Annotated in this window: 17 protein-coding genes and 2 tRNA genes; 4 read left to right on the plus strand and 15 right to left on the minus strand. The window is 60.5% G+C overall.

Annotation, left to right across the window (positions count from 1 at the left end):
- Positions 1-275 precede the first annotated feature (275 nt).
- The 8 genes from GQX66_RS28030 to rnr form a co-directional block, all read right to left on the minus strand.
- The gene (locus GQX66_RS28030; protein WP_011332195.1) at positions 276-2,579 is read right to left on the minus strand and encodes a YgiQ family radical SAM protein; all 2,304 of its coding nucleotides are present in this window, start codon (positions 2,577-2,579) and stop codon (positions 276-278) included.
- Between the two features lie 112 nt (positions 2,580-2,691).
- Positions 2,692-4,089: a replicative DNA helicase gene (dnaB, locus tag GQX66_RS28035; protein ID WP_011332193.1), complete on the minus strand. Its 1,398-nt coding sequence runs from the start codon at positions 4,087-4,089 to the stop codon at positions 2,692-2,694.
- Positions 4,090-4,209: 120 nt separating this feature from the next.
- On the minus strand, positions 4,210-4,656 hold the full coding sequence (gene rplI / locus GQX66_RS28040) for a 50S ribosomal protein L9 (protein WP_003186385.1): 447 nt from the start codon (positions 4,654-4,656) through the stop codon (positions 4,210-4,212).
- 19 nt (positions 4,657-4,675) lie between these two features.
- Positions 4,676-5,566, minus strand: a complete 891-nt coding sequence (locus tag GQX66_RS28045; RefSeq protein ID WP_039766674.1) for a hypothetical protein — start codon at positions 5,564-5,566, stop codon at positions 4,676-4,678.
- A 36-nt stretch (positions 5,567-5,602) separates the two neighbouring features.
- On the minus strand, positions 5,603-5,833 hold the full coding sequence (rpsR, locus tag GQX66_RS28050) for a 30S ribosomal protein S18 (protein ID WP_002551829.1): 231 nt from the start codon (positions 5,831-5,833) through the stop codon (positions 5,603-5,605).
- Positions 5,834-5,861: 28 nt separating this feature from the next.
- The gene (rpsF, locus tag GQX66_RS28055; RefSeq protein WP_007950702.1) at positions 5,862-6,290 is read right to left on the minus strand and encodes a 30S ribosomal protein S6; all 429 of its coding nucleotides are present in this window, start codon (positions 6,288-6,290) and stop codon (positions 5,862-5,864) included.
- A gap of 307 nt (positions 6,291-6,597) precedes the next feature.
- The gene (gene rlmB / locus GQX66_RS28060; RefSeq protein WP_007950704.1) at positions 6,598-7,365 is read right to left on the minus strand and encodes a 23S rRNA (guanosine(2251)-2'-O)-methyltransferase RlmB; all 768 of its coding nucleotides are present in this window, start codon (positions 7,363-7,365) and stop codon (positions 6,598-6,600) included.
- A complete protein-coding gene (rnr, locus tag GQX66_RS28065; protein WP_102716970.1) occupies positions 7,362-9,992 on the minus strand; it encodes a ribonuclease R in 2,631 nt (876 codons plus the stop codon). The genes rlmB and rnr overlap by 4 nt, the downstream gene beginning before the upstream one ends.
- Positions 9,993-10,217: 225 nt before the next feature.
- Here rnr and GQX66_RS28070 point away from each other — a divergent pair.
- From GQX66_RS28070 to GQX66_RS28085, 4 genes are all read left to right on the plus strand, one after another.
- A tRNA-Leu gene (locus tag GQX66_RS28070) sits at positions 10,218-10,304 on the plus strand.
- A gap of 182 nt (positions 10,305-10,486) precedes the next feature.
- A tRNA-Leu gene (locus GQX66_RS28075) sits at positions 10,487-10,573 on the plus strand.
- A 192-nt stretch (positions 10,574-10,765) separates the two neighbouring features.
- On the plus strand, positions 10,766-11,776 hold the full coding sequence (locus tag GQX66_RS28080; protein WP_085746511.1) for an extracellular solute-binding protein: 1,011 nt from the start codon (positions 10,766-10,768) through the stop codon (positions 11,774-11,776).
- Complete coding sequence (locus GQX66_RS28085) at positions 11,776-13,341, plus strand: iron ABC transporter permease (RefSeq protein WP_085746510.1); 1,566 nt, start codon at positions 11,776-11,778, stop codon at positions 13,339-13,341. Before GQX66_RS28080 ends, GQX66_RS28085 begins: the two co-directional genes overlap by 1 nt.
- A gap of 41 nt (positions 13,342-13,382) precedes the next feature.
- On the opposite strand, the gene GQX66_RS28090 is transcribed toward GQX66_RS28085, so the two are convergent.
- From GQX66_RS28090 to hfq, 7 genes are all read right to left on the minus strand, one after another.
- A complete protein-coding gene (locus tag GQX66_RS28090) occupies positions 13,383-15,317 on the minus strand; it encodes a methyl-accepting chemotaxis protein (RefSeq protein WP_240872100.1) in 1,935 nt (644 codons plus the stop codon).
- A 140-nt stretch (positions 15,318-15,457) separates the two neighbouring features.
- Positions 15,458-16,747 (minus strand): adenylosuccinate synthase, encoded by a 1,290-nt coding sequence (locus tag GQX66_RS28095; RefSeq protein WP_085711159.1) that lies wholly within the window; start codon positions 16,745-16,747, stop codon positions 15,458-15,460.
- 54 nt (positions 16,748-16,801) lie between these two features.
- Positions 16,802-17,989 (minus strand): ATP phosphoribosyltransferase regulatory subunit, encoded by a 1,188-nt coding sequence (locus GQX66_RS28100; RefSeq protein ID WP_102686781.1) that lies wholly within the window; start codon positions 17,987-17,989, stop codon positions 16,802-16,804.
- A 313-nt stretch (positions 17,990-18,302) separates the two neighbouring features.
- The gene (gene hflC, locus GQX66_RS28105) at positions 18,303-19,172 is read right to left on the minus strand and encodes a protease modulator HflC (protein ID WP_007950723.1); all 870 of its coding nucleotides are present in this window, start codon (positions 19,170-19,172) and stop codon (positions 18,303-18,305) included.
- The gene (hflK, locus tag GQX66_RS28110) at positions 19,172-20,341 is read right to left on the minus strand and encodes an FtsH protease activity modulator HflK (protein WP_039766653.1); all 1,170 of its coding nucleotides are present in this window, start codon (positions 20,339-20,341) and stop codon (positions 19,172-19,174) included. The genes hflC and hflK overlap by 1 nt, the downstream gene beginning before the upstream one ends.
- Positions 20,342-20,437: 96 nt before the next feature.
- Complete coding sequence (gene hflX, locus GQX66_RS28115; RefSeq protein WP_007950725.1) at positions 20,438-21,739, minus strand: ribosome rescue GTPase HflX; 1,302 nt, start codon at positions 21,737-21,739, stop codon at positions 20,438-20,440.
- 12 nt (positions 21,740-21,751) lie between these two features.
- Positions 21,752-22,012: an RNA chaperone Hfq gene (gene hfq / locus GQX66_RS28120; protein WP_007902656.1), complete on the minus strand. Its 261-nt coding sequence runs from the start codon at positions 22,010-22,012 to the stop codon at positions 21,752-21,754.
- Between the last annotated feature and the right edge of the window lie 89 nt (positions 22,013-22,101).

The raw sequence follows: 22,101 nt of genomic DNA on the forward strand, positions 1-22,101 counted from the left end.
GCGCAAGACTTATGCCATGCAGAGGCTTGGGCGCTTTCCCGGAATGCTTAGGGCAGTACAGCACCAAAATCGGGCGATGCGTTGAAATGGTTTGGCACAGTTGCACGCAAATGTTGCGAAAGCGGCCGGATACTTGATCGTTCCCACGCTCCCGCGTAGGAATGCAGCCCGTGACGCTCTGCGTCCCTGGAGGCATTCCCACGCAGACGGTTCGACGTGGGAACGATCATTTAGCTCCTAAATGCAAAACGCCAACCCGAAGGTTGGCGTTCTCGTTAGCGCGGTACGACCGGCTTGCGTGCCGGTTTCGGCCCTTTGCCTTTAGCGGCTTCCTTGCGCTCCTTGGCGGCCTGCTGGTTGCGGGCGAATGCCGCGGCCTTGGCCTGTTCACGCTTGTCCCAAGGATTGCCGCCGTCGCTGGCGCGTGGAGGCAGACCGGTGTGCTGGGTGAGGATCTTGGTGGTCTTCTCTTTCGCGACCTTGTGGCTGCCGGCCGGCGTCGAGTTCTTGCGACGGGCACTCTGGTAGCTGTCGGTGGCCGGCTGATGCAGCGGGATCAACTGGTGCTTGCCCGGCCCGATCAGGTCGGCGCGGCCCATGCGGGTCAGCGCTTCACGCAGCATCGGCCAGCCTTTCGGGTCGTGATAACGCAGGAACGCTTTGTGCAGACGACGCTGCTCCTCGCTCTTGACGATGGTCACGCCGTCGCTCTTGTAGGTGACCTTGCGCAGCGGGTTCTTGCCCGAGTGGTACATCGCGGTGGCGGTGGCCATCGGCGACGGGTAGAACGCCTGCACCTGGTCGGCACGGAAACCGTTGCCCTTGAGCCACAGGGCCAGGTTCATCATGTCTTCGTCGGTGGTGCCCGGGTGCGCGGCAATGAAGTACGGAATCAGGTACTGCTCTTTCCCGGCTTCCTTGGTGTACTTCTCGAACATGCGCTTGAAGCGATCGTACGTGCCGATCCCCGGTTTCATCATCTGGTTGAGCGGACCTTCCTCGGTGTGTTCCGGGGCGATCTTCAGGTAACCGCCGACGTGGTGGGTCACCAGCTCCTTGACGTACTCCGGCGACTCGACCGCGAGGTCGTAACGCAGGCCGGAGGCGATCAAAATCTTCTTCACACCCGGCAAGGCACGGGCGCTGCGGTACAGCTGAATCAGCGACGAGTGGTCGGTGTTCAGGTTCGGGCAGATGCCCGGGAACACGCAGGACGGCTTGCGGCACGCGGATTCGATTTCCGGGCTCTTGCAGGCGATGCGGTACATGTTCGCGGTCGGGCCGCCGAGGTCGGAAATGACGCCGGTGAATCCCGGCACCTTGTCGCGGATCTCTTCGATTTCGCGAATGATCGACTCTTCGGAGCGGTTCTGGATGATCCGGCCTTCGTGCTCGGTGATCGAGCAGAAAGTGCAGCCACCGAAGCAGCCACGCATGATGTTTACCGAGAAACGGATCATGTCGTAGGCCGGGATCTTTTCCTTGCCGTACGCAGGGTGCGGAACACGTGCGTAAGGCATGCCGAACACGTAGTCCATTTCTTCGGTGGTCATCGGAATCGGCGGCGGGTTGAACCAGACGTCGATCTCGCCATGCTTCTGCACCAGCGCACGGGCGTTGCCCGGGTTGGTTTCCAGGTGCAGCACGCGGTTGGCGTGGGCGTACAGGACCGGATCGTTACGCACCTTTTCCATCGACGGCAGGCGGATCACGGTCTTGTCGCGGGTCATCTTGGGACTTGCCAGGATCTGTACGACCTTGGCTTCTTCCGGATCTTCAACCGGACCCTTCTCCTGCTCGATCGCGCAGGCCTGAGTATCCTGGGTATTGACGTACGGGTTGATGATCTTGTCGATCTTGCCCGGACGGTCGATCCGCGTGGAGTCGACTTCGTACCAGCCCGCCGGCGTGTCGCGACGGATGAACGCGGTGCCGCGCACATCGGTGATGTCTTCGATCTTGTGACCGTAGGACAGACGCTGGGCGACTTCGACAATCGCGCGTTCGGCGTTGCCGTACAGCAGGATGTCGGCGCTGGCATCGATCAGAATCGAATTGCGCACGCGATCCTGCCAGTAGTCGTAGTGGGCGATGCGGCGCAGGGAGGCTTCGATGCCGCCGAGCACGATCGGCACGTGCTTGTAGGCTTCCTTGCAGCGCTGGCTGTAAACCAGACTCGCGCGGTCCGGACGTTTGCCGGCCATGCCGCCCGGAGTGTAGGCGTCGTCGGAACGGATTTTCTTGTCCGCGGTGTAGCGGTTGATCATCGAGTCCATGTTGCCGGCCGCGACGCCGAAGAACAGGTTCGGCTCGCCGAGCTTCATGAAGTCGTCTTTGGACTGCCAGTTAGGCTGCGCGATGATCCCGACGCGGAAGCCTTGCGACTCCAGCAGCCGGCCGATGATCGCCATGCCGAACGACGGGTGATCGACGTAGGCATCACCCGTGACAATGATGATGTCGCAGGAATCCCAGCCAAGCTGATCCATCTCCTCCCTGCTCATCGGCAGGAACGGCGCTGGCCCGAAACATTCGGCCCAATATTTTGGATAGTCAAATAACGGCTTGGCTGCTTGCATGTCGATGACCGGTGTTGAGGTGCAAAATCGCGGGCGCGGAATATAGCACAAAAAATGACCAATTCCGACGGCTGTGGTCGGAAATATCAGGGGCTTTCAGACGACGACAGACTTACTCGTCGTCGTCGAAGTTATAGCTGCCCGGCGCGAGGTTTTCGAAGCGGGTGTACTTGCCAATGAAGGCCAGGCGGATGAAGCCGATCGGGCCGTTCCGCTGCTTGCCGATGATGATTTCGGCGATGCCCTTGTGTTCGGTTTCCGGGTGATACACCTCGTCCCGGTACACGAACATGATCACGTCGGCGTCCTGCTCGATCGCTCCGGATTCCCGCAAGTCGGAGTTCACCGGACGCTTGTTGGGACGTTGTTCCAGGGAACGGTTGAGCTGCGACAGGGCGACTACCGGGCAGTTGAATTCCTTGGCCAGGGCTTTCAGGGATCGGGAGATCTCGGAAATCTCGTTGGTCCGGTTGTCACCGCTGGAGCCGGGGATCTGCATCAGCTGCAGGTAGTCGATCATGATCAGGCCGATGTCGCCGTGCTCGCGCACCAGACGCCGGGTCCGGGCACGCATCTCCGACGGGCTGATGCCGGCGGTGTCATCGATGAACAGCTTGCGGTCGTTGAGCAGGTTGACCGCCGAGGTCAGGCGCGGCCAGTCGTCGTCTTCCAGCTGGCCGGAACGCACCTTGGTCTGGTCGATACGACCGAGGGACGACAGCATACGCATGATCAGCGATTCACCTGGCATCTCGAGGGAGTACACCAGCACCACCTTGTCGCTGCGCAGTACGGCGTTTTCCACCAGGTTCATCGCGAAGGTGGTCTTACCCATCGACGGACGGCCGGCGACGATGATCAAGTCGGCCGGTTGCAGGCCGCTGGTCTTCTCGTCGAGGTCGGTGTAGCCGGTGGACAGGCCGGTGATCGAGTCGGCGGTGTTGAACAGGGTGTCGATGCGGTCGATGGCCTTGGTCAACAGGTCATTCACGCCCACCGGACCGCCGGTTTTTGGCCGGGCCTCGGCAATCGCGAAAATCTGCCGCTCGGCTTCGTCGAGGATTTCCTCGGCGGTGCGGCCTTCGGGGTTGAAGGCGCTGTCGGCAATTTCGGTGCTGATACCGATCAGCTGACGCAACGTCGCACGCTGGCGGACGATCTGCGCATAGGCCTTGATGTTGGCGACGGACGGCGTGTTTTTCGCCAGCTCGCCAAGGTAACCGAGGCCGCCGACCTGCGAGGTCTGACCTTCCTTGTCCAGTTGCTCGGCAAGGGTCACGACGTCGATCGGCAGGTTCTGATCGGCCAGTTTGGCGATCGCACGGAAAATCAGACGGTGGTCATGTCGGTAGAAATCGCCGTCGGAGACTTGATCGAGCACACGTTCCCATGCGTTGTTGTCCAGCATCAGACCACCGAGCACGGCCTGTTCGGCCTCGATGGAATGCGGCGGCACCTTCAGCGCGGCGGTTTGCAGATCGTATTGCTCGGGAGCGGAGATTTCGTTCATGGCCACTTTTTAATCAGGAAAAGCAGGGGGTGCAGAAAGACAAAGGGCACGACCTGTAAACAGGATCGTGCCCGATGTTAACCGTCTGACGGACAAGCCGCCAGTCGATCAGGGTGTTGCTTAAGCTGCTACCACGACAACGCGTACGGTGGCTTCAACTTCGGCGTGCAGGTGCACAGCCACGTCGAATTCACCCACGTTGCGGATGGTGCCGTTCGGCAGACGAACTTCGCTTTTCGCAACTTCAACGCCGGAGGCGGTCAGTGCGTCAGCGATGTCGTGAGTACCGATCGAACCGAACAGCTTGCCTTCGTCGCCAGCGGTGGCAGTGATGGTCACTTCCAGCTCGGCCAGTTGGGCAGCACGGCTTTCAGCCGATGCTTTACGGTCTGCGGCGGCTTTTTCCAGCTCAGCGCGACGCTCTTCGAACGCAGCCAGGTTGGCAGCGGTCGCAGCGGTGGCTTTGCCGAAAGGCAGCAGGTAGTTACGGCCGTAACCGGCCTTAACGTTTACTTTGTCGCCAAGGTTGCCCAGGTTGGCGATTTTTTCCAGAAGGATCAGTTGCATGTGGAAATCCTCTTAACTTTTAACCTTCACCGTTCGCGTTATCGGTGTCTTTCGACACCCGACCGCGAAAATCAATCAGGCTGTCGACAATGGCCAGAACCACGAGCAACGGATAGATCAGCTGCATGAACAGCAACAGCGTCACGTACAACCCCACCAGCCAGAAACCGGCCAGTCGCCTTTGCGCCACCAGCCCGTGAATCAGGGCCAGCCCGGCGAACACCAGCGGTACACTGCACAACGGCGTCAACATGGCCATCTGTGCACCGAGATTCGGGCCCAGAAGCATCAACGCCAGCAGTAACATCGCCGGTCCCAGCGGGATCCGGATGGCGCGAAACTCGCGACCAAAACCACCCGGGTTGTACAACAACGCCTGCCAGTAACGCCCGACAATCAGGCTCAGCACGCTGACGATCTGCAACAAGGCCGCAATCAGGCCGGTCAGGACCGGTGCGATCAGCGACGCGAAACGCGCCTGCTCGTCTACCGACAATTGTTGGTAGGCATCACCGAGAAGCGCGGGCATGACCTTTACCAAGGCCTGCGCCAGCATCTCGATCTGGGGCGCAAACGCCGCCCCGAGCACCACTGAAAACACCAGCCCCATGGCTACGCTGACCAGCAGCGTGCGGACCCAGGACTCGCTTGCGCGCAACACCAGCGCAAGCCCCGAAGACCCCAGCAGCACCAGAAGTGCCCGTGGGTCATCGGCATACAACCACCAGATCAATGCCGGCAGCAGTCCCAGCGACACGACGCCCAGGGCGTCGGTCAATCCGCGCCGCAGAAGCACCAGGCTCCCGGCGGCAGCACCCAACCAATACAACAACGGCAATGTTGCACACCCGGCCACTACGAGAGTGGCCTGCATACGGCCGCGCATGATGAACTCAGCTAAGGCACGCATGCATTCAATCCTTTGCTACTTGTCGACTGCCCGGTCTCAGCGGCCGTGGCTGTCGGTGTAGGCCAGCAGGGCCAGGAAGCGGGCGCGCTTGATAGCGGTGGCCAGCTGACGCTGATAACGAGCTTTGGTACCGGTGATGCGGCTTGGAACGATTTTGCCGGTCTCGGATACGTAGGCTTTCAGAGTGTTGAGATCTTTGTAATCGATCTCCTTCACGTCTTCAGCGGTGAAGCGGCAGAATTTACGACGACGGAAGAAACGTGCCATTTGATAGGCTCCTTAAAAGGTCCGTGGATTACTCGTCAGCGTTATCGCTGTTGTCGCTGTCGCTATCGCTGTCATCGCCATCGGCGCTGCCATCGTGCTCAGGACGTTCGCGACGCTCACGGCGCTCACTGCGGTTTTCTTCAGCCTTGAGCATCTCGGACTGGCCGGTAACGGCTTCGTCGCGACGGATGACCAGGTTACGGATCACAGCATCGTTGTAGCGGAAGTTGTCTTCCAGCTCGGCCAGGGCCTTGCCGGTGCACTCAACGTTCAGCATCACGTAGTGAGCCTTGTGAACATTGTTGATTGCGTAGGCCAGTTGACGACGGCCCCAGTCTTCCAGACGGTGGATTTTGCCGCCGTCTTCTTCGATCAGCTTGGTGTAACGCTCAACCATGCCGCCGACTTGCTCGCTCTGGTCAGGGTGGACCAGAAAGATGATTTCGTAATGACGCATGAATGCTCCTTACGGGTTGTAGCCTGCCGCTCAAAAACGGTCAGACAAGGAGTGAATGACACTTATGGACTTGCTGGCGCGGGGCACATGCATGCCTGCCGCCACAGCAAGGGGCGCAATTGTAGAGAAGGGACTGAAGAGGTGCAAGGCAATTGGTGATTATTTGAACAGTCACCAATCCGGGTCACCCCACAAAGCACTGTGGGAGCGAGCCAGCTCGCGATGGCGGCTTAACATCCAACAATGATGCTGAATGTAACTCCGCTTCGCGAGCAGGCTCGCTCCCACATTTTGAAAGGCGTGATGCTTAAGCTTTTTTGGCAGCTGCCTTGGCCTTCGCACCGCGTTGGCGCTGGGCTTCGAACAGGCACACGCCGGTCGCAACCGAGACGTTGAGACTGCTGACGCTACCAGCCATCGGCAGGTGTACCAGGTAATCGCAATGCTCGCGGGTCAGGCGACGCATGCCTTTGCCTTCGGCGCCCATGATCAGGATGGTCGGGCCGGTCAGGTCCTGGTCATAGATGCTGACCTCGGCCTCACCCGCCGTGCCGACAATCCACAACCCGCGCTGCTGAAGCTTTTCCAGGGTACGCGCAAGGTTGGTGACGGCCACCAGCGGAATCACTTCCGCCGCGCCGCAAGCCACTTTACGCACCACAGGGGTCAGGGTGGCTGACTTGTCTTTTGGCACGATGACCGCCAGCGCACCGGCAGCGTCCGCCGAACGCAGGCAGGCGCCGAGGTTGTGCGGGTCGGTCACGCCGTCAAGCACCAGCAACAGCGGTGCGCCTTCGGTGCGATCGAGCAGCTCGTCGAGCATCGCTTCGCCCCAGACCTGGCTCGGACTGACGTCCGCCACCACGCCCTGGTGCACGCCTTCGACCCAGGCATCCATTTCACGGCGCTCGGCCTGACCGATCTGAACCCGGTTTTCGTTGGCCAGTTCGATCAGCGTCTGCACGCGCGGATCGTTGCGGCTTTCAGCCAGCCAGATCTGCTTGACGCGTTTAGGGTGGTGACGCAGCAACGCTTCTACCGCGTGAACGCCGTAGATTTTTTCCAACTGACTCATGACTTCGCCTTCGGTTTACGCGCCCCGCCACTTTTGGCTGGAGCGGAACCCGCTTTCGGCGGGCCTTTACGGTGTTTGCTCGGTTTGGCTGGCTTGCCGCCGGAGGCCTTTTCAGGCGCCGACCGTCCGGTCTTTCCCCCGGACGCCGCTTTACCACCGTTTTTGGCGTCGGCCAGCAAGGCCTTCTTCATTTCACGGCTTTTGCGCAGCTCGGCGTTTTTCGCCACGGCGTCGCTCGGGCGATAAGCCTCGGCAACCTTTTCCTTGGCCGGACGACGGCTGGTGGATTTTGCCGGAGCTTTTTCTTCCACAACCTTGGCTGCAGGAGCAGTCGTTTCGGCGCCACGCTTCTTGCGGCCGATCGGCGCGCTGATGGTTTTTTCAGCCATCTCGAAGTCGATCTTGCGCTCGTCGAGATCGACGCGCATCACGCGCACTTCAACGGTATCGCCAAGACGGAAGCTGCGACCGGTGCGCTCGCCCGCCAGGCGGTGATGCACAGGGTCGAAGTGGTAGTAGTCGCCCGGCAGCGCCGTAACGTGCACCAGACCTTCGACGTAGATATCGGTCAGCTCGACGAACAGGCCGAAACCGGTCACAGCGGTGATCACGCCCGGGAACGATTCGCCCACGCGGTCTTTCATGAACTCGCACTTGAGCCAGTTCACTACGTCGCGGGTCGCTTCATCGGCACGGCGCTCGCTCATCGAGCACTGCTCGCCGAGTTGCTCCAGCGCTGCTTCGTCGTACGGATAGATGCGCGCCTTCGGAATGGTCATCGCCCCGGCACGACGAACGTGCGGAGTATCCTGTTTCGAATGGATCACGCTGCGGATCGCCCGGTGCGTGAGCAGGTCCGGGTAACGACGGATCGGCGAGGTGAAGTGGGTATAAGCTTCGTAATTCAGGCCGAAGTGGCCTTCGTTCTGGGCGCTGTACACCGCCTGGCTCAGGGAACGCAGCATCACGGTCTGGATCAGGTGGAAATCCGGACGGTCCTTGATGCTGGCCAACAGGGCCTGATAATCCTTCGGCGACGGACCATCCTTGCCTTTGTGCAGGGACAGACCGAGCTCACCGAGGAACGCGCGCAGTTTTTCCAGACGCTCCGGTGGCGGGCCGTCGTGGACGCGGTACAGCGCAGGGATTTCGTGCTTCTTCAGGAATTCGGCGGTGGCCACGTTGGCCGCCAGCATGCATTCCTCGATCAGCTTGTGTGCATCGTTACGGGTGGTCGGACGGATTTCGGCAATCTTGCGCTCGGAACCGAAGATGATCCGGGTTTCCTGAGTTTCGAAATCGATCGCGCCACGCACGTGACGGGCAGCCAGCAATACCTTGTACAGCGCGTAGAGCTGCTTCAGATGCGGCAAGACGTCGGTGTATTCACCGCGCAGCTTGCGACCTTCGGTAGCCTTCGGCGTTTCCAGCATCGCGCTGACCTTGTTGTAGGTCAGACGAGCGTGGGAATGGATCACCGCTTCATAGAAGCAGTAGTCGGTCATTTCGCCGGACTTGGAGATGGTCATCTCGCAAACCATGGCCAGACGATCGACATGTGGATTCAGCGAGCACAGGCCGTTGGAGAGCTGCTCCGGCAGCATCGGCACCACGCGCTCGGGGAAGTACACCGAGTTGCCGCGCACCTGGGCTTCATTGTCCAGAGCCGAACCGATCTTCACGTAGCTGGAAACGTCGGCAATCGCCACGTACAACTTCCAGCCGCCGGAGAACAGGCGCAGTTTGCCTGGTTTGGCTTCGCAGTAGACCGCGTCGTCGAAGTCGCGGGCATCTTCGCCGTCGATGGTGACGAACGGCAGATGGCGCAGGTCGACGCGCTTCTCTTTGTCTTTCTCTTCGACTTCCGGCTTGAGCTTGCCGGCTTCCTTCAGCACGGCTTCAGGCCAGACGTGCGGAATGTCGTAGGTACGCAGGGCGACATCGATTTCCATGCCCGGCGCCATGTAGTTGCCGACGACTTCGATCACGTCACCTTGCGGCTGGAAGCGCGGGGTCGGCCAGTGGGTGATTTTCACCTCGACGAACTGACCGATCTGGGCGTTGGCGTTGCGGCCCGGGGTGACCAGCACTTCCTGCTGGATCTTCGGGTTGTCCGCAACGACGAAGCCGATACCGCCTTCTTCGAAGTAACGGCCGACGATGCTCTCGTGGGCACGGGACACCACTTCGACGATCACGCCTTCGCGACGACCGCGACGGTCCAGGCCGGACACACGGGCCAGGGCACGGTCGCCATCGAACACCAGACGCATTTGCGCCGGACTCATGAACAGGTCGTCGGAGCCGTCATCCGGCACCAGGAAGCCGAAACCGTCGCGGTGACCGCTGATGCGGCCGAGGATCAGGTCGAGCTTGTCCACCGGCGCATACGTGCCACGGCGGGTGTAGATCAGTTGAGCGTCGCGCTCCATGGCGCGCAGGCGGCGGCGCAGGGCTTCGATCTGGTCTTCTGTGGTCAGACCAAACTCTTCGACCAGTTGCTCGCGGGCAGCAGGCGAACCCCGATCAGCAAGGTGCTGAAGGATCAGTTCGCGGCTGGGAATAGGGTTTTCATATTTTTCCGCTTCACGAGCGGCCTCGGGATCGAGGGACTGCCAATCGGCCATTAGAGAGTTTTCACCTTGTCTATATGCGGGTTAGTTTGGCATAGGCGCCATCAAACGGGAAATTTCCGACTATATAAGACGCGTCTGGAGCCTTGTATCGACGCTTGGAGGGCGTTTTGAACACCGCTGGTAAAAAAAATCATTTTTTTTGCTGGCAGGGGTTTACAGTTAAAAAGGCGCTCCGTATAGTGCGCGCCATCGACGACGTACACACGTTGACGAGATGCCCAGGTGGTGAAATTGGTAGACACGCCAGCTTCAGGTGCTGGTGACCTTACGGTCGTGGAAGTTCGAGTCTTCTCCTGGGCACCAATTTCGAGTTTGAGACTAGATCAGTTTCAAGACTCACACAAAAACCCGCGAAAGCGGGTTTTTTGCATTCTGCGCCCCGCCTTTTTTCTGAAAATGATTTATTAAAATCAAATCAGGGGTTTACAGATCAAAAGGCGCTCCGTATAGTGCGCCACATCAACAGCGGCAACGCTGAAGATGAAGCCCAGATGGTGAAATTGGTAGACACGCCAGCTTCAGGTGCTGGTGACCTTACGGTCGTGGAAGTTCGAGTCTTCTTCTGGGCACCAATTCAAATTCAAGGTCACGATCTTGAATCTCACAAAAACCCGCGAAAGCGGGTTTTTGCGTTTTCGGGGGCTGGAAAAGTCTGAGCCCCAACGCCTACCAGACCAACTCCCTCCCCGCAAGGCGCACTTGAGAAACAATATCGTTTATCATTGTTGCAAGTTTTTGCAATGCGACAGTGAGGAACCCTGCGAATGATGTTTCGAAATACCCTGCGCCGCGGCTTGACCTTCACCCTGCTCGGCCTGGCACTCGCCACTCCCCTCACCCAGGCTGCCGACGCGGTTTCCCTGACTCTCTACAACGGTCAACACAAGGAAGTCGGCGACGCGATCGCCAAAGCCTTCGAAGCCAAGACCGGCATTCACGTCAATGTCCGCAAGGGCAGCAGCAATCAGCTGGCCAGCCAGATCATCGAAGAAGGCGACCGCTCCCCCGCCGACGTCATCTACACCGAAGAATCCCCGCCGCTGAACAACCTCGGCGAGCAAGGCCTGCTGGCCAAGGCCGACGACGCGACCCTCGCCGTTCTGCCGAAAGAATACGTCGCCGGTAACGGCACCTGGATCGGCGTCACCGCCAGGGTTCGTGTAGTGGCCTTCAACCCGAAACTGGTCGATGAAAAGGACCTGCCGAAATCGGTACTGGATTTCGCCGACCCGCAGTGGCAAGGCAAGGTCGGTTTCGTACCGACCAGCGGCGCGTTCCAGGAACAGGCTGTCGCCATCATCAAGAAACACGGCCGCGAAGCCGCCGAAGAATGGCTGACCGGTCTGCGCGCCTTCGGCAAGACCTACAGCAACAACATGGTCGCCCTCAAGGCTGTGGAAAACGGCGAAGTCGCCACCGTGCTGGTGAACAACTATTACTGGTTCGCCCTGCAACGGGAAAAAGGCCAGCTTGATTCGAAACTGCATTACTTCACCGGCGGTGACGTTGGCGGCCTGATCACCGTGTCCAGCGCAGCCGTGCTGAAATCCAGCAAACATCCAAAAGAAGCCCAGCAATTCCTCGCCTACATGGCCAGCGAAGAAGGCCAGCGCGTGATCACCCAGACCACCGCCGAATACCCGCTGCATAAAGGCATGGAATCGGATCGCGGCCTCAAACCTTTCAGTGAACTGGAAGCGCCGGACGTCACGCCGGCCGATCTCGGTAATGCCGAAGAAGCTTTGGAGCTGGAACGCGAAGTTGGCCTGAACTGATGACCGCATCGTTATCCGCCCCCGCTACACGCGGGGGTTACGTGCCACGGCGCAAGCGGCCGTCGATCTGGCTGGTGCTGCCGGTGTTGTTGCTGGTGGTCATGAGCCTGTTGCCGCTGGCCTACGTCGGGCTCAAAGCCTGGCAAGCAGGCTGGTCCGAGGCGCTGCACTTGCTGTGGCGCCCGTATGTGTTCAGCCTGCTGCGCAACACGCTGGCGCTGATGGTTGGCGTAACCGTGACCTGTGGCGTGATCGGCCTGTCGCTGGCGTGGTTGCTGGAGCGCAGCAATCTGCCAGGCCGACGGCTGTGGGGCGTGATTCTTTGCCTGCCGTTCGCGGTGCCGGCATTTGTCAGCAGCTTCACCTGGGTTTCGCTCAGCGCGCAGTTCGAAGGACTCGGCGGGGCGATTCTTGTGATGAGCCTGTCGAAGTACCCGCTGATCTTTCTGCCAGTGGCCGCCACACTGCGCAATCTTGATCCCTCCCTTGAAGAGTCGGCTCGCACACTGGGACAGAATCGCTGGGGCGTGTTTTTCCGCGTCACCCTGCCCCTGCTCTGGCCTTCGCTGCTGGCCGGCTCATTGCTGATCGCATTGCACATGCTGGTGGAATTCGGCGCACTGTCGATCATCGGCCTGCAAACCTTCACCACCGCGATCTATCAGCAATTCGAACTGGAATTCAGCAATGCCAACGCGGCAATGCTGTCGGCAGTGTTGCTGGCGCTGTGCCTGATGCTGTTGTGGCTGGAGTTGCGCGTGCGCGGCAAGGGCCGTCATGTGCGCACTGGCCAGGGCGCGGCGCGTCGGGCTGAACAAGTGCGACTCGGGCCTTGGGCGATTGCCGGTCAGCTGTATTGCCTGATGCTGGCGATTGTCGGCAGCGGGATTCCGCTGGGCATGCTGGCCTACTGGCTCGCCGTGGGGTCGTCAGCAGCCTTCCCGGTGGCAGCAATCACCGAAGCATTGCTGTCGTCACTGGCACTATCGCTGGGTGGCGCGGGATTGTGTCTGGTGCTGGCGGTACCGGTCGGACTGCTGGTGGTGCGCTATAAAGGTCAGCTGGCGATCTGGGCCGAGCGCCTGCCCTATCTGCTGCACGCCCTGCCGGGATTGGTGATCGCCCTGACGCTGGTGTATTTCGCCCTGCATTACGTGCCGGCGCTGTACCAGACCTCCGCGCTGTTGCTGATCGCTTATGCGCTGCTGTTTCTGCCGCTCGCTCAGGCGCCGATCCGCACGGCGTTGAACAAGGCGGCTCCGCAACTCGAAGAAGCCGCCCGCACGCTGGGCGCTTCTTCATTCACGGCGTTCTGTCGAGTGACCCTGCCGATCATCTTCCCGGCACTGGGTGCGGCGTTCGCTCTGGTGTTTCTGGATGCCATGAAAGAACTGACGGCGACACTGCTGTTGAGTCCGACGGGGCTCAACACATTAGCGACCGAAGTCTGGGCGCACACCGCGAATGTCGAGTTCGCAGCAGCGGCGCCTTATGCGGCGTTGTTGATTGTGGTGTCGGGATTGCCGGTGTACCTGCTGACGACCCGGATGTATTTGAGCCGATAAAAAAATCGCAGCCGAGGCTGCGATTTTTTTTGCCCGGACTATCAGGCCCGGAACTGCCCCAGACTGGCCTTGAGCTGCGCCGCCAAACCATCCAGCACCTTGCCGCTGGCCGTGGTCTCGACCACCGCCTGGGCGGCTTTCTCGGCCTGGGCATGGATCGTCTCGACCCGCCCACGCACGGCCTGCGCGCCCTGCGCCTGATGCGCCGCGGCCTGAGTCGCCAGGCCAATCGCCGCATGCACCTGCTCGACCGACGCCTGCACCGATTGCTGCAACCGTGCGCTGTCACGCAGCACCAGCAAACCTTCGCTGGCCTGACGCCCGGCCTGACCGATCGCCTCGACCGCCTCACGGGCACCCTGCTGCAGCGCCACGATATGCGCCTGAATGTCGCCCGTGGAGCTTTGGGTCTTGCTCGCCAACGCGCGGACTTCATCCGCCACCACTGCAAACCCGCGTCCGGTCTCGCCGGCCCGGGCGGCTTCGATGGCCGCGTTGAGCGCCAGCAGGTTGGTCTGCTCGGCGATGCCGTGAATCACGGTCAGCACCACTTCGATCTGCTCGCTCTGCTGCGCCAGCCGCTCGATGACTTTCGCCCCGGTATCGACCTGCCCCGCCAGCGCCTCGATCAGGCTGCCGACCTTGGCCGAAGTGCGAGTGTTCTCGTCGGTGGCCTGGCGAATATCCACCACCTGCTTCAACGCAGCCTGCATCGCATGGCTTTCCGATTGCGCTTCATCGGCCATTTGCGACAGAGCCCGCAAACTTTCGGCCACTTCATCACGCTGCATTCCGGCCGCCGCATCGGCACCGGCATTGCGCAAGGTCATCGCACCGATTTCCACACCGGTACGCTGAGCCACATCCCCGGCCTCGCGCACGATCGGCTGCAACTTGTCCACAAAGCGGTTGACCGCCGACGCCATGTCGCCGATTTCGTCCTTGCTGTTGATCTGCACGCGTTTGGTCAGATCGCCCTCACCTGCTGCCAGATCATCCATGGCGGCGTTGAGCATCTTCAGGCGATTGACCACTCGATGACCGAGCACCACCGCCAGCAGCAACAGCACCCCGGCACCGACCAGCGCCAGACCCATGCCGATACGCCAGCGCAGAGTTGCTGCTGCGTCCTGCACTGTACTGGTGGTGTTGGCCTTCATTTCGGCAGCCGTGGATTGCGCCGATTGCAGGCGCGCGCGCATGGCGGTGGCGCTGTCGGCAGCAGCGCCTTTGAGGCTGTCACCGACCAGTTGATCGCTGCTGGCAATCAACGCCGTGAAGCGCTGATCGAGCGCCGCCAGATCGGTTTCGACCGAAGCAGTCGAGACACCCATCAGCACCTTGCCGATTTCCACGCCATTGGGGTTGATCGAGGCTTCGAGGTAGTAGACCGACGGATCATTCTTCGCCGCATCCAGCACTTTATCCAGCGCCCGCTCACCCTGGCCTTTTTCCAAAAGGGCCTTGTTGATCGGGTTTTCGCGGTTGAGGTAGCGGGTCAGATGCTGGCCGGTGGCGTCGTCATACACCACGAACAGCACGTTGGGATTGCGCTGGGCCCGGCGGGCGAACTCGGACAAGGTCGGCACGTCGCTGTCCCACATGGCGCGAGGCGCCACCGAGGCCAGCAACTGGGCCATGTCATTGGCCGAATCCTTCAGGTCTTTTTCCAGAGTCGCACGCAGTTGCGCCTGCTCTTCCTTCAGACGCGAGGAAAGACCGGCGGTAAGACGCTGACGGGTACTCGAGGAGAGGCTGTCGAGGCTCGACGTGACTTCGCGCCCGGCCTGCTCCAGTTCACCGGACAACTTCTGGCTGTCGGCGCCCAGACGAGAGCCGAGATCGGCTTCCAGCGCGGTGACGGTGCTCCGCGTCAGGGCGACGGCCACCAGCACTTGCACCAAAAGGGCGATACCAAGGGTAACGAACACAGGCCGCAACAGACGGCTTTGTAACAGTGAGAGAACGGCTGACACTTTGAATCCCTCTACTTCTGACGCCATTAATTTGATGGCACTCTTGTAGACAGAATCACAGCAAAGGTCATGCCGTCCAACAGGCATAAACGACAAAGGCCCCGATGAAGGGGCCTTTGTGTTTTTACATCAACGACTTATCAAGCGAACGGATGACGCAGAACGATGGTTTCGTTGCGATCCGGACCCGTCGAAATAATGTCGATCGGCGCGCCGATCAACTCTTCAACGCGTTTGATGTAGGCACGAGCGTTGGCCGGCAGCTCTTCCAGGGTTTTGGCACCCACGGTCGATTCGGTCCAGCCCGGCACTTCTTCGTACACAGGCTGCAGGCCTACGTAGCTGTCAGCGTCAGTTGGAGCAACGGCGTTGCCTTGTGCATCTTTGTAGCCGGTGCAGATGTTGATGGTTTCCAGGCCGTCGAGTACGTCCAGCTTGGTCAGGCAGATGCCGGAGATGCTGTTCACATCGATAGCGCGACGCAGGATAACGGCGTCGAACCACCCGCAACGACGGGCACGGCCGGTGGTAGCACCGAACTCGTGACCTTGCTTGGCCAGGTGCGCGCCCACTTCGTCGAACAGCTCAGTCGGGAATGGACCCGAACCTACGCGAGTGGTGTAAGCCTTGGTGATGCCCAGGATGTAGTCCAGGAACATCGGGCCAACACCCGAACCGGTCGCCACGCCACCGGCGGTGGTGTTGGAGCTGGTCACGTACGGGTAGGTACCGTGGTCGATGTCGAGCAACGAACCTTGGGCGCCTTCGAACATGATGTCTTTGCCGGCGCGACGCAGGTCGTGCAGCTCGGCAGTCACGTCCAGCATCAGCGGCTTGAGCAGCTCGGCGTATTCCTTGCACTCGGCCAGAGTCTTTTCGAACTCGATGGCAGGCTCTTTGTAGTAACCGACCAGCATGAAGTTGTGGTAGTCCACCAGTTCACGCAGCTTGTCTTCAAAGCGCGGCATGTTGAGCAGATCGCCAACACGCAGGCCGCGACGTGCAACCTTGTCTTCGTATGCCGGGCCGATGCCGCGACCGGTCGTACCGATCTTCAGCTCGCCGCGGGCCTTTTCACGGGCCTGGTCCAGTGCCACGTGGAAGGACAGGATCAACGGGCAGGAAGGGCTGATGCGCAGGCGCTCGCGCACCGGTACGCCTTTCTCTTCCAGCTTGGTGATCTCGCGCAGCAGGGCGTCGGGTGCAACCACCACGCCGTTGCCGATCAGGCACTGCACGCCTTCGCGCAGCACGCCCGACGGGATCAGGTGCAAGACGGTTTTTTCACCATCGATCACCAGAGTGTGACCGGCGTTGTGGCCACCCTGGTAGCGCACTACGGCGGCAGCATGTTCGGTCAGCAGATCAACGATCTTGCCTTTGCCCTCATCACCCCATTGGGTGCCCAGGACTACGACATTCTTACCCATAACACTTGTCCTCATTCGCGCAAACTTGGTGCCGGCTTCAGCCGGCAGGAAAACTCAAGAAGCCAGTGGCGATACTTGCCAAAGCCCGTTCTGCTGGATCAATTGCCGGTCGCAGTCCGCATCACGGGCGGCGGCCAAAGGTTGTCCAGGCAATGCCTGAACGACACGCTGACCCTCACTGCGCAACTGGCAAACCTGCTGCCAGAGTGCCGCATCCGTACTGTCAGGCATCCAGATACCGCCAGACGGTAGCTCGATCTCAGCACGCCCCAGGGTCACCAGGGTTTTCAAATCGGTGGAGAAGCCGGTGGCCGGACGGGCGCGACCGAAGTCGGCGCCGATGTCGTCGTAACGACCGCCCTGAGCGATGGACTGGCCAACGCCCGGCACGAACACCGCGAACACCACACCGGTGTGGTAGTGGTAACCGCGCAACTCGCCCAGATCGAAGTACAGCGGCAGCTCCGGGAAGCGCGCCGACAGACGCTCGGCGATCGCCAGCAAGTCTTCCAGTGCCGCCAGTACCGGGGCCGGCGCATTGGCCAGACGCTCGCGGGCAGCGGTCAGGACTTCACGGCCGCCGCACAGGTCGACCAGCGCGCGCAGCATGCCGGACAGATCGGCCGGCAGGCCTTCGGTCAAGGTAATGACCTCGTCGATGGCCTTGCGTTGCAACGCATCGAACAACTGCTGCTCGACTTCACCCGACAGACCGGCCGCCTGGGCCAGACCGCGGTAGATGCCGACATGCCCGAGGTCCATGTGCACGTCCGGCACATCGGCCAGTTGCAGCATCGCCAGCATCAGGCTGATGACTTCGACGTCGCTGCTCGGGCTGGCATCGCCGTACAACTCGGCACCCAGCTGGATCGGGCTGCGCGAGGACGACAAGGCACGCGGCTGGGCATGCAGCACGCTGCCGGCGTAGCACAGACGGCTCGGGCCTTCGCGACGCAGGGTGTGCGCATCGATGCGCGCCACTTGCGGCGTGATGTCGGCACGGAATCCCATCTGCCGGCCCGATTGCGGGTCGATGACCTTGAAGGTACGCAGATCCAGGTCCTGGCCCGCGCCGGTCAGCAGGGATTCCAGGTACTCGATATGGGGAGTCACGACAAACTCGTAACCCCAGCTCTGGAACAGATCCAACACCTGACGACGCGCGACTTCAATGCGCGCCGCTTCCGGTGGCAGTACTTCTTCGATGCCATCTGGCAGCAGCCAGCGGTCTACCGTTGCCATTACGCCATTCCCCTTAGATCCGGGCGGCCAGCCCGAGGGCGAGCCTTGAGTGAAGCAGAAAATGACCGGCCCGTTCAAAACGCACGCGCATGAACGACGCGGCGAAAGGCCTGTTACCGGCTTCGCCCATCACTTTCCTCGAAAAACTGTCGGGCCATTCAACCCGATCTTCTGCAACAAAAACAGCAATCAAACGTGCAGACGCAAAAAAGCCGGGAATTTCCCGGCTGCCGCATCATACACACGTTTTCCCAAAGGATCACCCCGCCCGAGGTTTTAGCCGCCGGGCGGAATGATTCAGGTCAACGTCGTATCAAGGCTTGGACTTTTCCAGGTAACGGAAGAAGTCGCTGCTTGGGTCGAGGACCAGGACGTCGGATTTGTTCGCGAAGCTTTCACGGTAGGCACGCAGGCTACGGTAGAAACCGTAGAACTCCTGATCCTGGCCGTAGGCCTTGGAGTAGATCGCAGCGGCCTGGGCGTCACCGTCACCGCGAATCTCTTCGGATTCACGATAGGCTTCAGCCAGCAGCACGCGGCGTTGACGATCGGCGTCGGCACGGATGCCTTCGGCCAGCTCGTTACCCTTGGCGCGGTGCTCGCGAGCTTCACGCTCACGCTCGGTGCTCATACGTTCGAACACGCTGCGGTTCACTTCTTTCGGCAGATCGATGGCCTTGACCCGGACATCGACCACTTCGATACCCAGCTCTTTCTCCGCCATCTTGTTCAGCGACGCGGTGATATCGGCCATCAGCGCATCGCGCTCACCGGATACCACTTCGTGCAGGGTGCGTTTACCAAACTGGTCACGCAGGCCCGATTCCAGACGACGGGACAGACGCTCGTCGGCGATCTGCTTGAGGCCGGACGTTGCGGTGTAGAAGCGCTCGGCATCCTTCACGCGCCACTTGGCGTAGGCATCGACCATCACGGCTTTCTTTTCCAGCGTCAGGAAGCGTTGTGTCGGTGCATCCAGCGTCATCAGACGTGCGTCGAATTTACGCACCTGGTTAACGTAAGGAACCTTCACATGCAGACCCGGCTGAACGTCAGCCTGAACCACGCGACCGAATTGCAGCAACACCGCGCGCTCGGTCTGAGCAACGATGTAGAAGCAGTTCCAGCCAACCAGTACCACGACAACGCCAACGATCAGGGCGATCAGCGATTTATTGCTCATCAGCGGGTCTCCCTTGTGCGCGACTGCGGCACGTCAGTGACATGCGGCGTGACGTCCGTGTTGTTGCTGGCGGCAGCCGAACCGGTGACCGGTGCATTGCTGCCCGAACTGTTCTGAATCATCTTGTCCAGCGGCAGGTAAAGCAGGTTGCTCTGGCCGTTCTTGTTGCCGGTCACGAGAACCTTGCTGGTGCTGCTGAAGACTTCCTGCATGGTGTCCAGATATAGACGCTGACGAGTGACCTCGGGCGCCTTGCGATACTCGGCAACCAGCTTGGTGAAGCGATCCGCCTCACCCTTGGCCCGCGAGACCGTTTCGTCACGGTAACCGTTGGCATCTTCGAGGATGCGCTGGGCCTGACCACGGGCTTCCGGCACCACGCCGTTGGCGTAGGTTTCAGCCTGGTTGCGCGAACGCTGCTCGTCTTCACGGGCGCGGATCACGTCATCGAAAGCTTCCTGCACTTCACGCGGTGCCGCTGCGCTCTGTACGTTGACCTGGGTGACGGTGATACCGGTGCGATAGGTATCGAGGAAGCGTTGCAGACGCTCCTTGATCTCGCTGGCCATCAGCTCACGACCTTCGGTCAGCACCTGGTCCATCGCGGTGGAACCCACCACATGGCGCAGCGCACTGTCGGTCGCATGTTGCAGGCTGATTTCCGGCTGGTCGACGTTCAGCACGAAGTCCTGCAGGTTGCTGATCTTGTACTGCACGGTCAGCGGCACTTCGACGATGTTCTCGTCTTCGGTCAGCATCTGGCCCTGCTTGGTGTAGGCACGCTCACGCGTGACGTTCTCCATGTACTTCTTGTCGATCGGCGGGAAGTAGATGTTCAGGCCGGGACCGACAGTCTCGTAGTACTTGCCGAAGCGCAGCACCACGGCTTGCTCCTGCTCGTCCACGACATATACCGCGCTATACAGCCAGACGGCCGCCAGCACGACAAGGCCGATGCCGAGCAGGCCGCCGAAGCCGCCGCTCTTGCCCGAGCCACCACCGTCATCACCGCGTTTTTTTCCACCACCGAACAACCCGTTCAGGCTTTCCTGCAGCTTTCGGAAGGCCTCGTCGAGATCCGGCGGCCCCTTGCGGTCGCCGTTGTTGCGACGCTTGCCACCCCAAGGATCCTGATTGTTCGAGTTGCCACCCGGCTCATTCCAAGCCATAGCGCTCTCCATCTGATAAAGCAAAGACGCACCCACGGCGCGCCGACCAATGCTACAGAATGCCTGCCGTTGCGGCACAACCGCTTTGCCAGGCTTTTATTGCAAAGTGTGTTGCTCGATGAACTCCGTCGGCACAACGCCTTCACGACTCACCAGTCGATTGAGCTCCGAGCGTGGCAATCGAACGGCCAGCAAGCTGACCCCTTCTTCGTCGTGTTCTTCTTTCTGTACCGCGCCCAGTTCGAAGAACTGCGCACGCAGACGCGCGAACCGCTGAGGCAGGCGCAAGGTTCCCACGAACAGGTCGCTGCCCAACAACTCGGCAATCGCCTGCTCGAGCAATTCCAGACCGGTGCCATCACGCGCCGACAGCCAAACCCGCTGGGGCTTGCCGTTTTCATCGCGCTGGATTTGTGGCTCAACGCCTTCAAGCAAATCGAGTTTGTTATAGACCTCGAGGATCGGCAAGTCCTGGGCACCGATCTCGCCCAGCACTACCATCACCTGCTCGATCTGCAACATGCGATCCGGTTCGGCCGCATCGATCACGTGCAGCAGCAGATCGGAGTTGCTCGACTCTTCGAGCGTAGACCGAAATGCCTCGACCAGTTTGTGTGGCAAGTGGCGGATGAACCCTACCGTGTCGGCCAGGACAATCGGCCCCAGGTCGTCCAGATCCAGACGGCGCAGGGTCGGGTCGAGCGTGGCGAACAGCTGGTCAGCCGCGTACACGTCGGACTTGGTCACGTTATTGAACAGCGTGGACTTGCCGGCGTTGGTGTATCCCACCAGAGACACGGTAGGGATATCCGCACGCGAGCGGCCACGACGCGACTGTTCGCGCTGGCTGCGCACTTTTTCCAGACGGCCCTTGATCTGGCGCAGGCGAACCCGCAGCAGTCGCCGGTCGGTTTCGAGCTGGGTTTCACCCGGGCCGCGCATGCCGATACCGCCACCCTGACGCTCAAGGTGAGTCCAGCCGCGAACCAGCCGGGTGCTCATGTGGTCAAGCTGGGCCAGTTCTACCTGGAGCTTGCCCTCATGGGTACGGGCGCGTTGGGCGAAAATATCGAGAATCAGACCGGTACGGTCGATCACGCGACACTCGAAAACACGTTCGAGGTTACGTTCCTGACTGGGCGTGAGGACGTGATTGAAGATCACCAGATCGGCTTCTTCGGCGTGGACCAGGTCGCGCAGTTCCTCGACCTTGCCGCTGCCAATCAGGTATTTGGCGGTTGGCCGATGACGCGGCACGTTAAAAAACGCAACGGTCTCGGCGCCAGCCGAATTTGCCAGTTCCTGAAACTCCTGCGGATCTTCGCGCGCCTCAGGGTCCTGTCCATCCAAGTGAACGAGGATGACTCGTTCACCACCACCGTGGCGCTCAAAGAACAAAGGAGACTCCTATCAGGCGTTACCTGGCTCAGCGTCACCTGCTTCGGATTCGGTTGCGCTTGGCAGACGAATTGGACGAACCGGCACGACTGTAGAGATAGCGTGTTTGTAAACCATCTGGCTGACGGTGTTCTTCAGCAGGATAACGAACTGGTCGAACGACTCGATCGTGCCTTGCAGTTTGATCCCGTTCACCAGGTAGATGGAAACCCCCACTTTCTCTTTACGTAAAGTATTCAAGTAAGGGTCTTGTAGCGAATGCCCTTTTGACATGTGCCGCACTCCTTTAAGGATTCAATATAAAAAATAGGTAAACAGATGGCTTTTGCCGCCACACCCCCAAGGATAGACGGCAATTGCAA

It is taken from the genome of Pseudomonas sp. B707 (assembly GCF_022496685.1).
Classification (GTDB): domain Bacteria; phylum Pseudomonadota; class Gammaproteobacteria; order Pseudomonadales; family Pseudomonadaceae; genus Aquipseudomonas; species Aquipseudomonas paraglycinae.

Coding starts and splice junctions, on each gene's coding strand:
- GQX66_RS28030 (WP_011332195.1), bottom strand. CDS start 2,579: ATGCAAGCAGCCAAGCCGTTATTTGACTATCCAAAATATTGGGCCGAA.
- dnaB (WP_011332193.1), bottom strand. CDS start 4,089: ATGAACGAAATCTCCGCTCCCGAGCAATACGATCTGCAAACCGCCGCG.
- rplI (WP_003186385.1), bottom strand. CDS start 4,656: ATGCAACTGATCCTTCTGGAAAAAATCGCCAACCTGGGCAACCTTGGC.
- GQX66_RS28045 (WP_039766674.1), bottom strand. CDS start 5,566: ATGCGTGCCTTAGCTGAGTTCATCATGCGCGGCCGTATGCAGGCCACT.
- rpsR (WP_002551829.1), bottom strand. CDS start 5,833: ATGGCACGTTTCTTCCGTCGTCGTAAATTCTGCCGCTTCACCGCTGAA.
- rpsF (WP_007950702.1), bottom strand. CDS start 6,290: ATGCGTCATTACGAAATCATCTTTCTGGTCCACCCTGACCAGAGCGAG.
- rlmB (WP_007950704.1), bottom strand. CDS start 7,365: ATGAGTCAGTTGGAAAAAATCTACGGCGTTCACGCGGTAGAAGCGTTG.
- rnr (WP_102716970.1), bottom strand. CDS start 9,992: ATGGCCGATTGGCAGTCCCTCGATCCCGAGGCCGCTCGTGAAGCGGAA.
- GQX66_RS28080 (WP_085746511.1), top strand. CDS start 10,766: ATGATGTTTCGAAATACCCTGCGCCGCGGCTTGACCTTCACCCTGCTC.
- GQX66_RS28085 (WP_085746510.1), top strand. CDS start 11,776: ATGACCGCATCGTTATCCGCCCCCGCTACACGCGGGGGTTACGTGCCA.
- GQX66_RS28095 (WP_085711159.1), bottom strand. CDS start 16,747: ATGGGTAAGAATGTCGTAGTCCTGGGCACCCAATGGGGTGATGAGGGC.
- GQX66_RS28100 (WP_102686781.1), bottom strand. CDS start 17,989: ATGGCAACGGTAGACCGCTGGCTGCTGCCAGATGGCATCGAAGAAGTA.
- hflC (WP_007950723.1), bottom strand. CDS start 19,172: ATGAGCAATAAATCGCTGATCGCCCTGATCGTTGGCGTTGTCGTGGTA.
- hflK (WP_039766653.1), bottom strand. CDS start 20,341: ATGGCTTGGAATGAGCCGGGTGGCAACTCGAACAATCAGGATCCTTGG.
- hfq (WP_007902656.1), bottom strand. CDS start 22,012: ATGTCAAAAGGGCATTCGCTACAAGACCCTTACTTGAATACTTTACGT.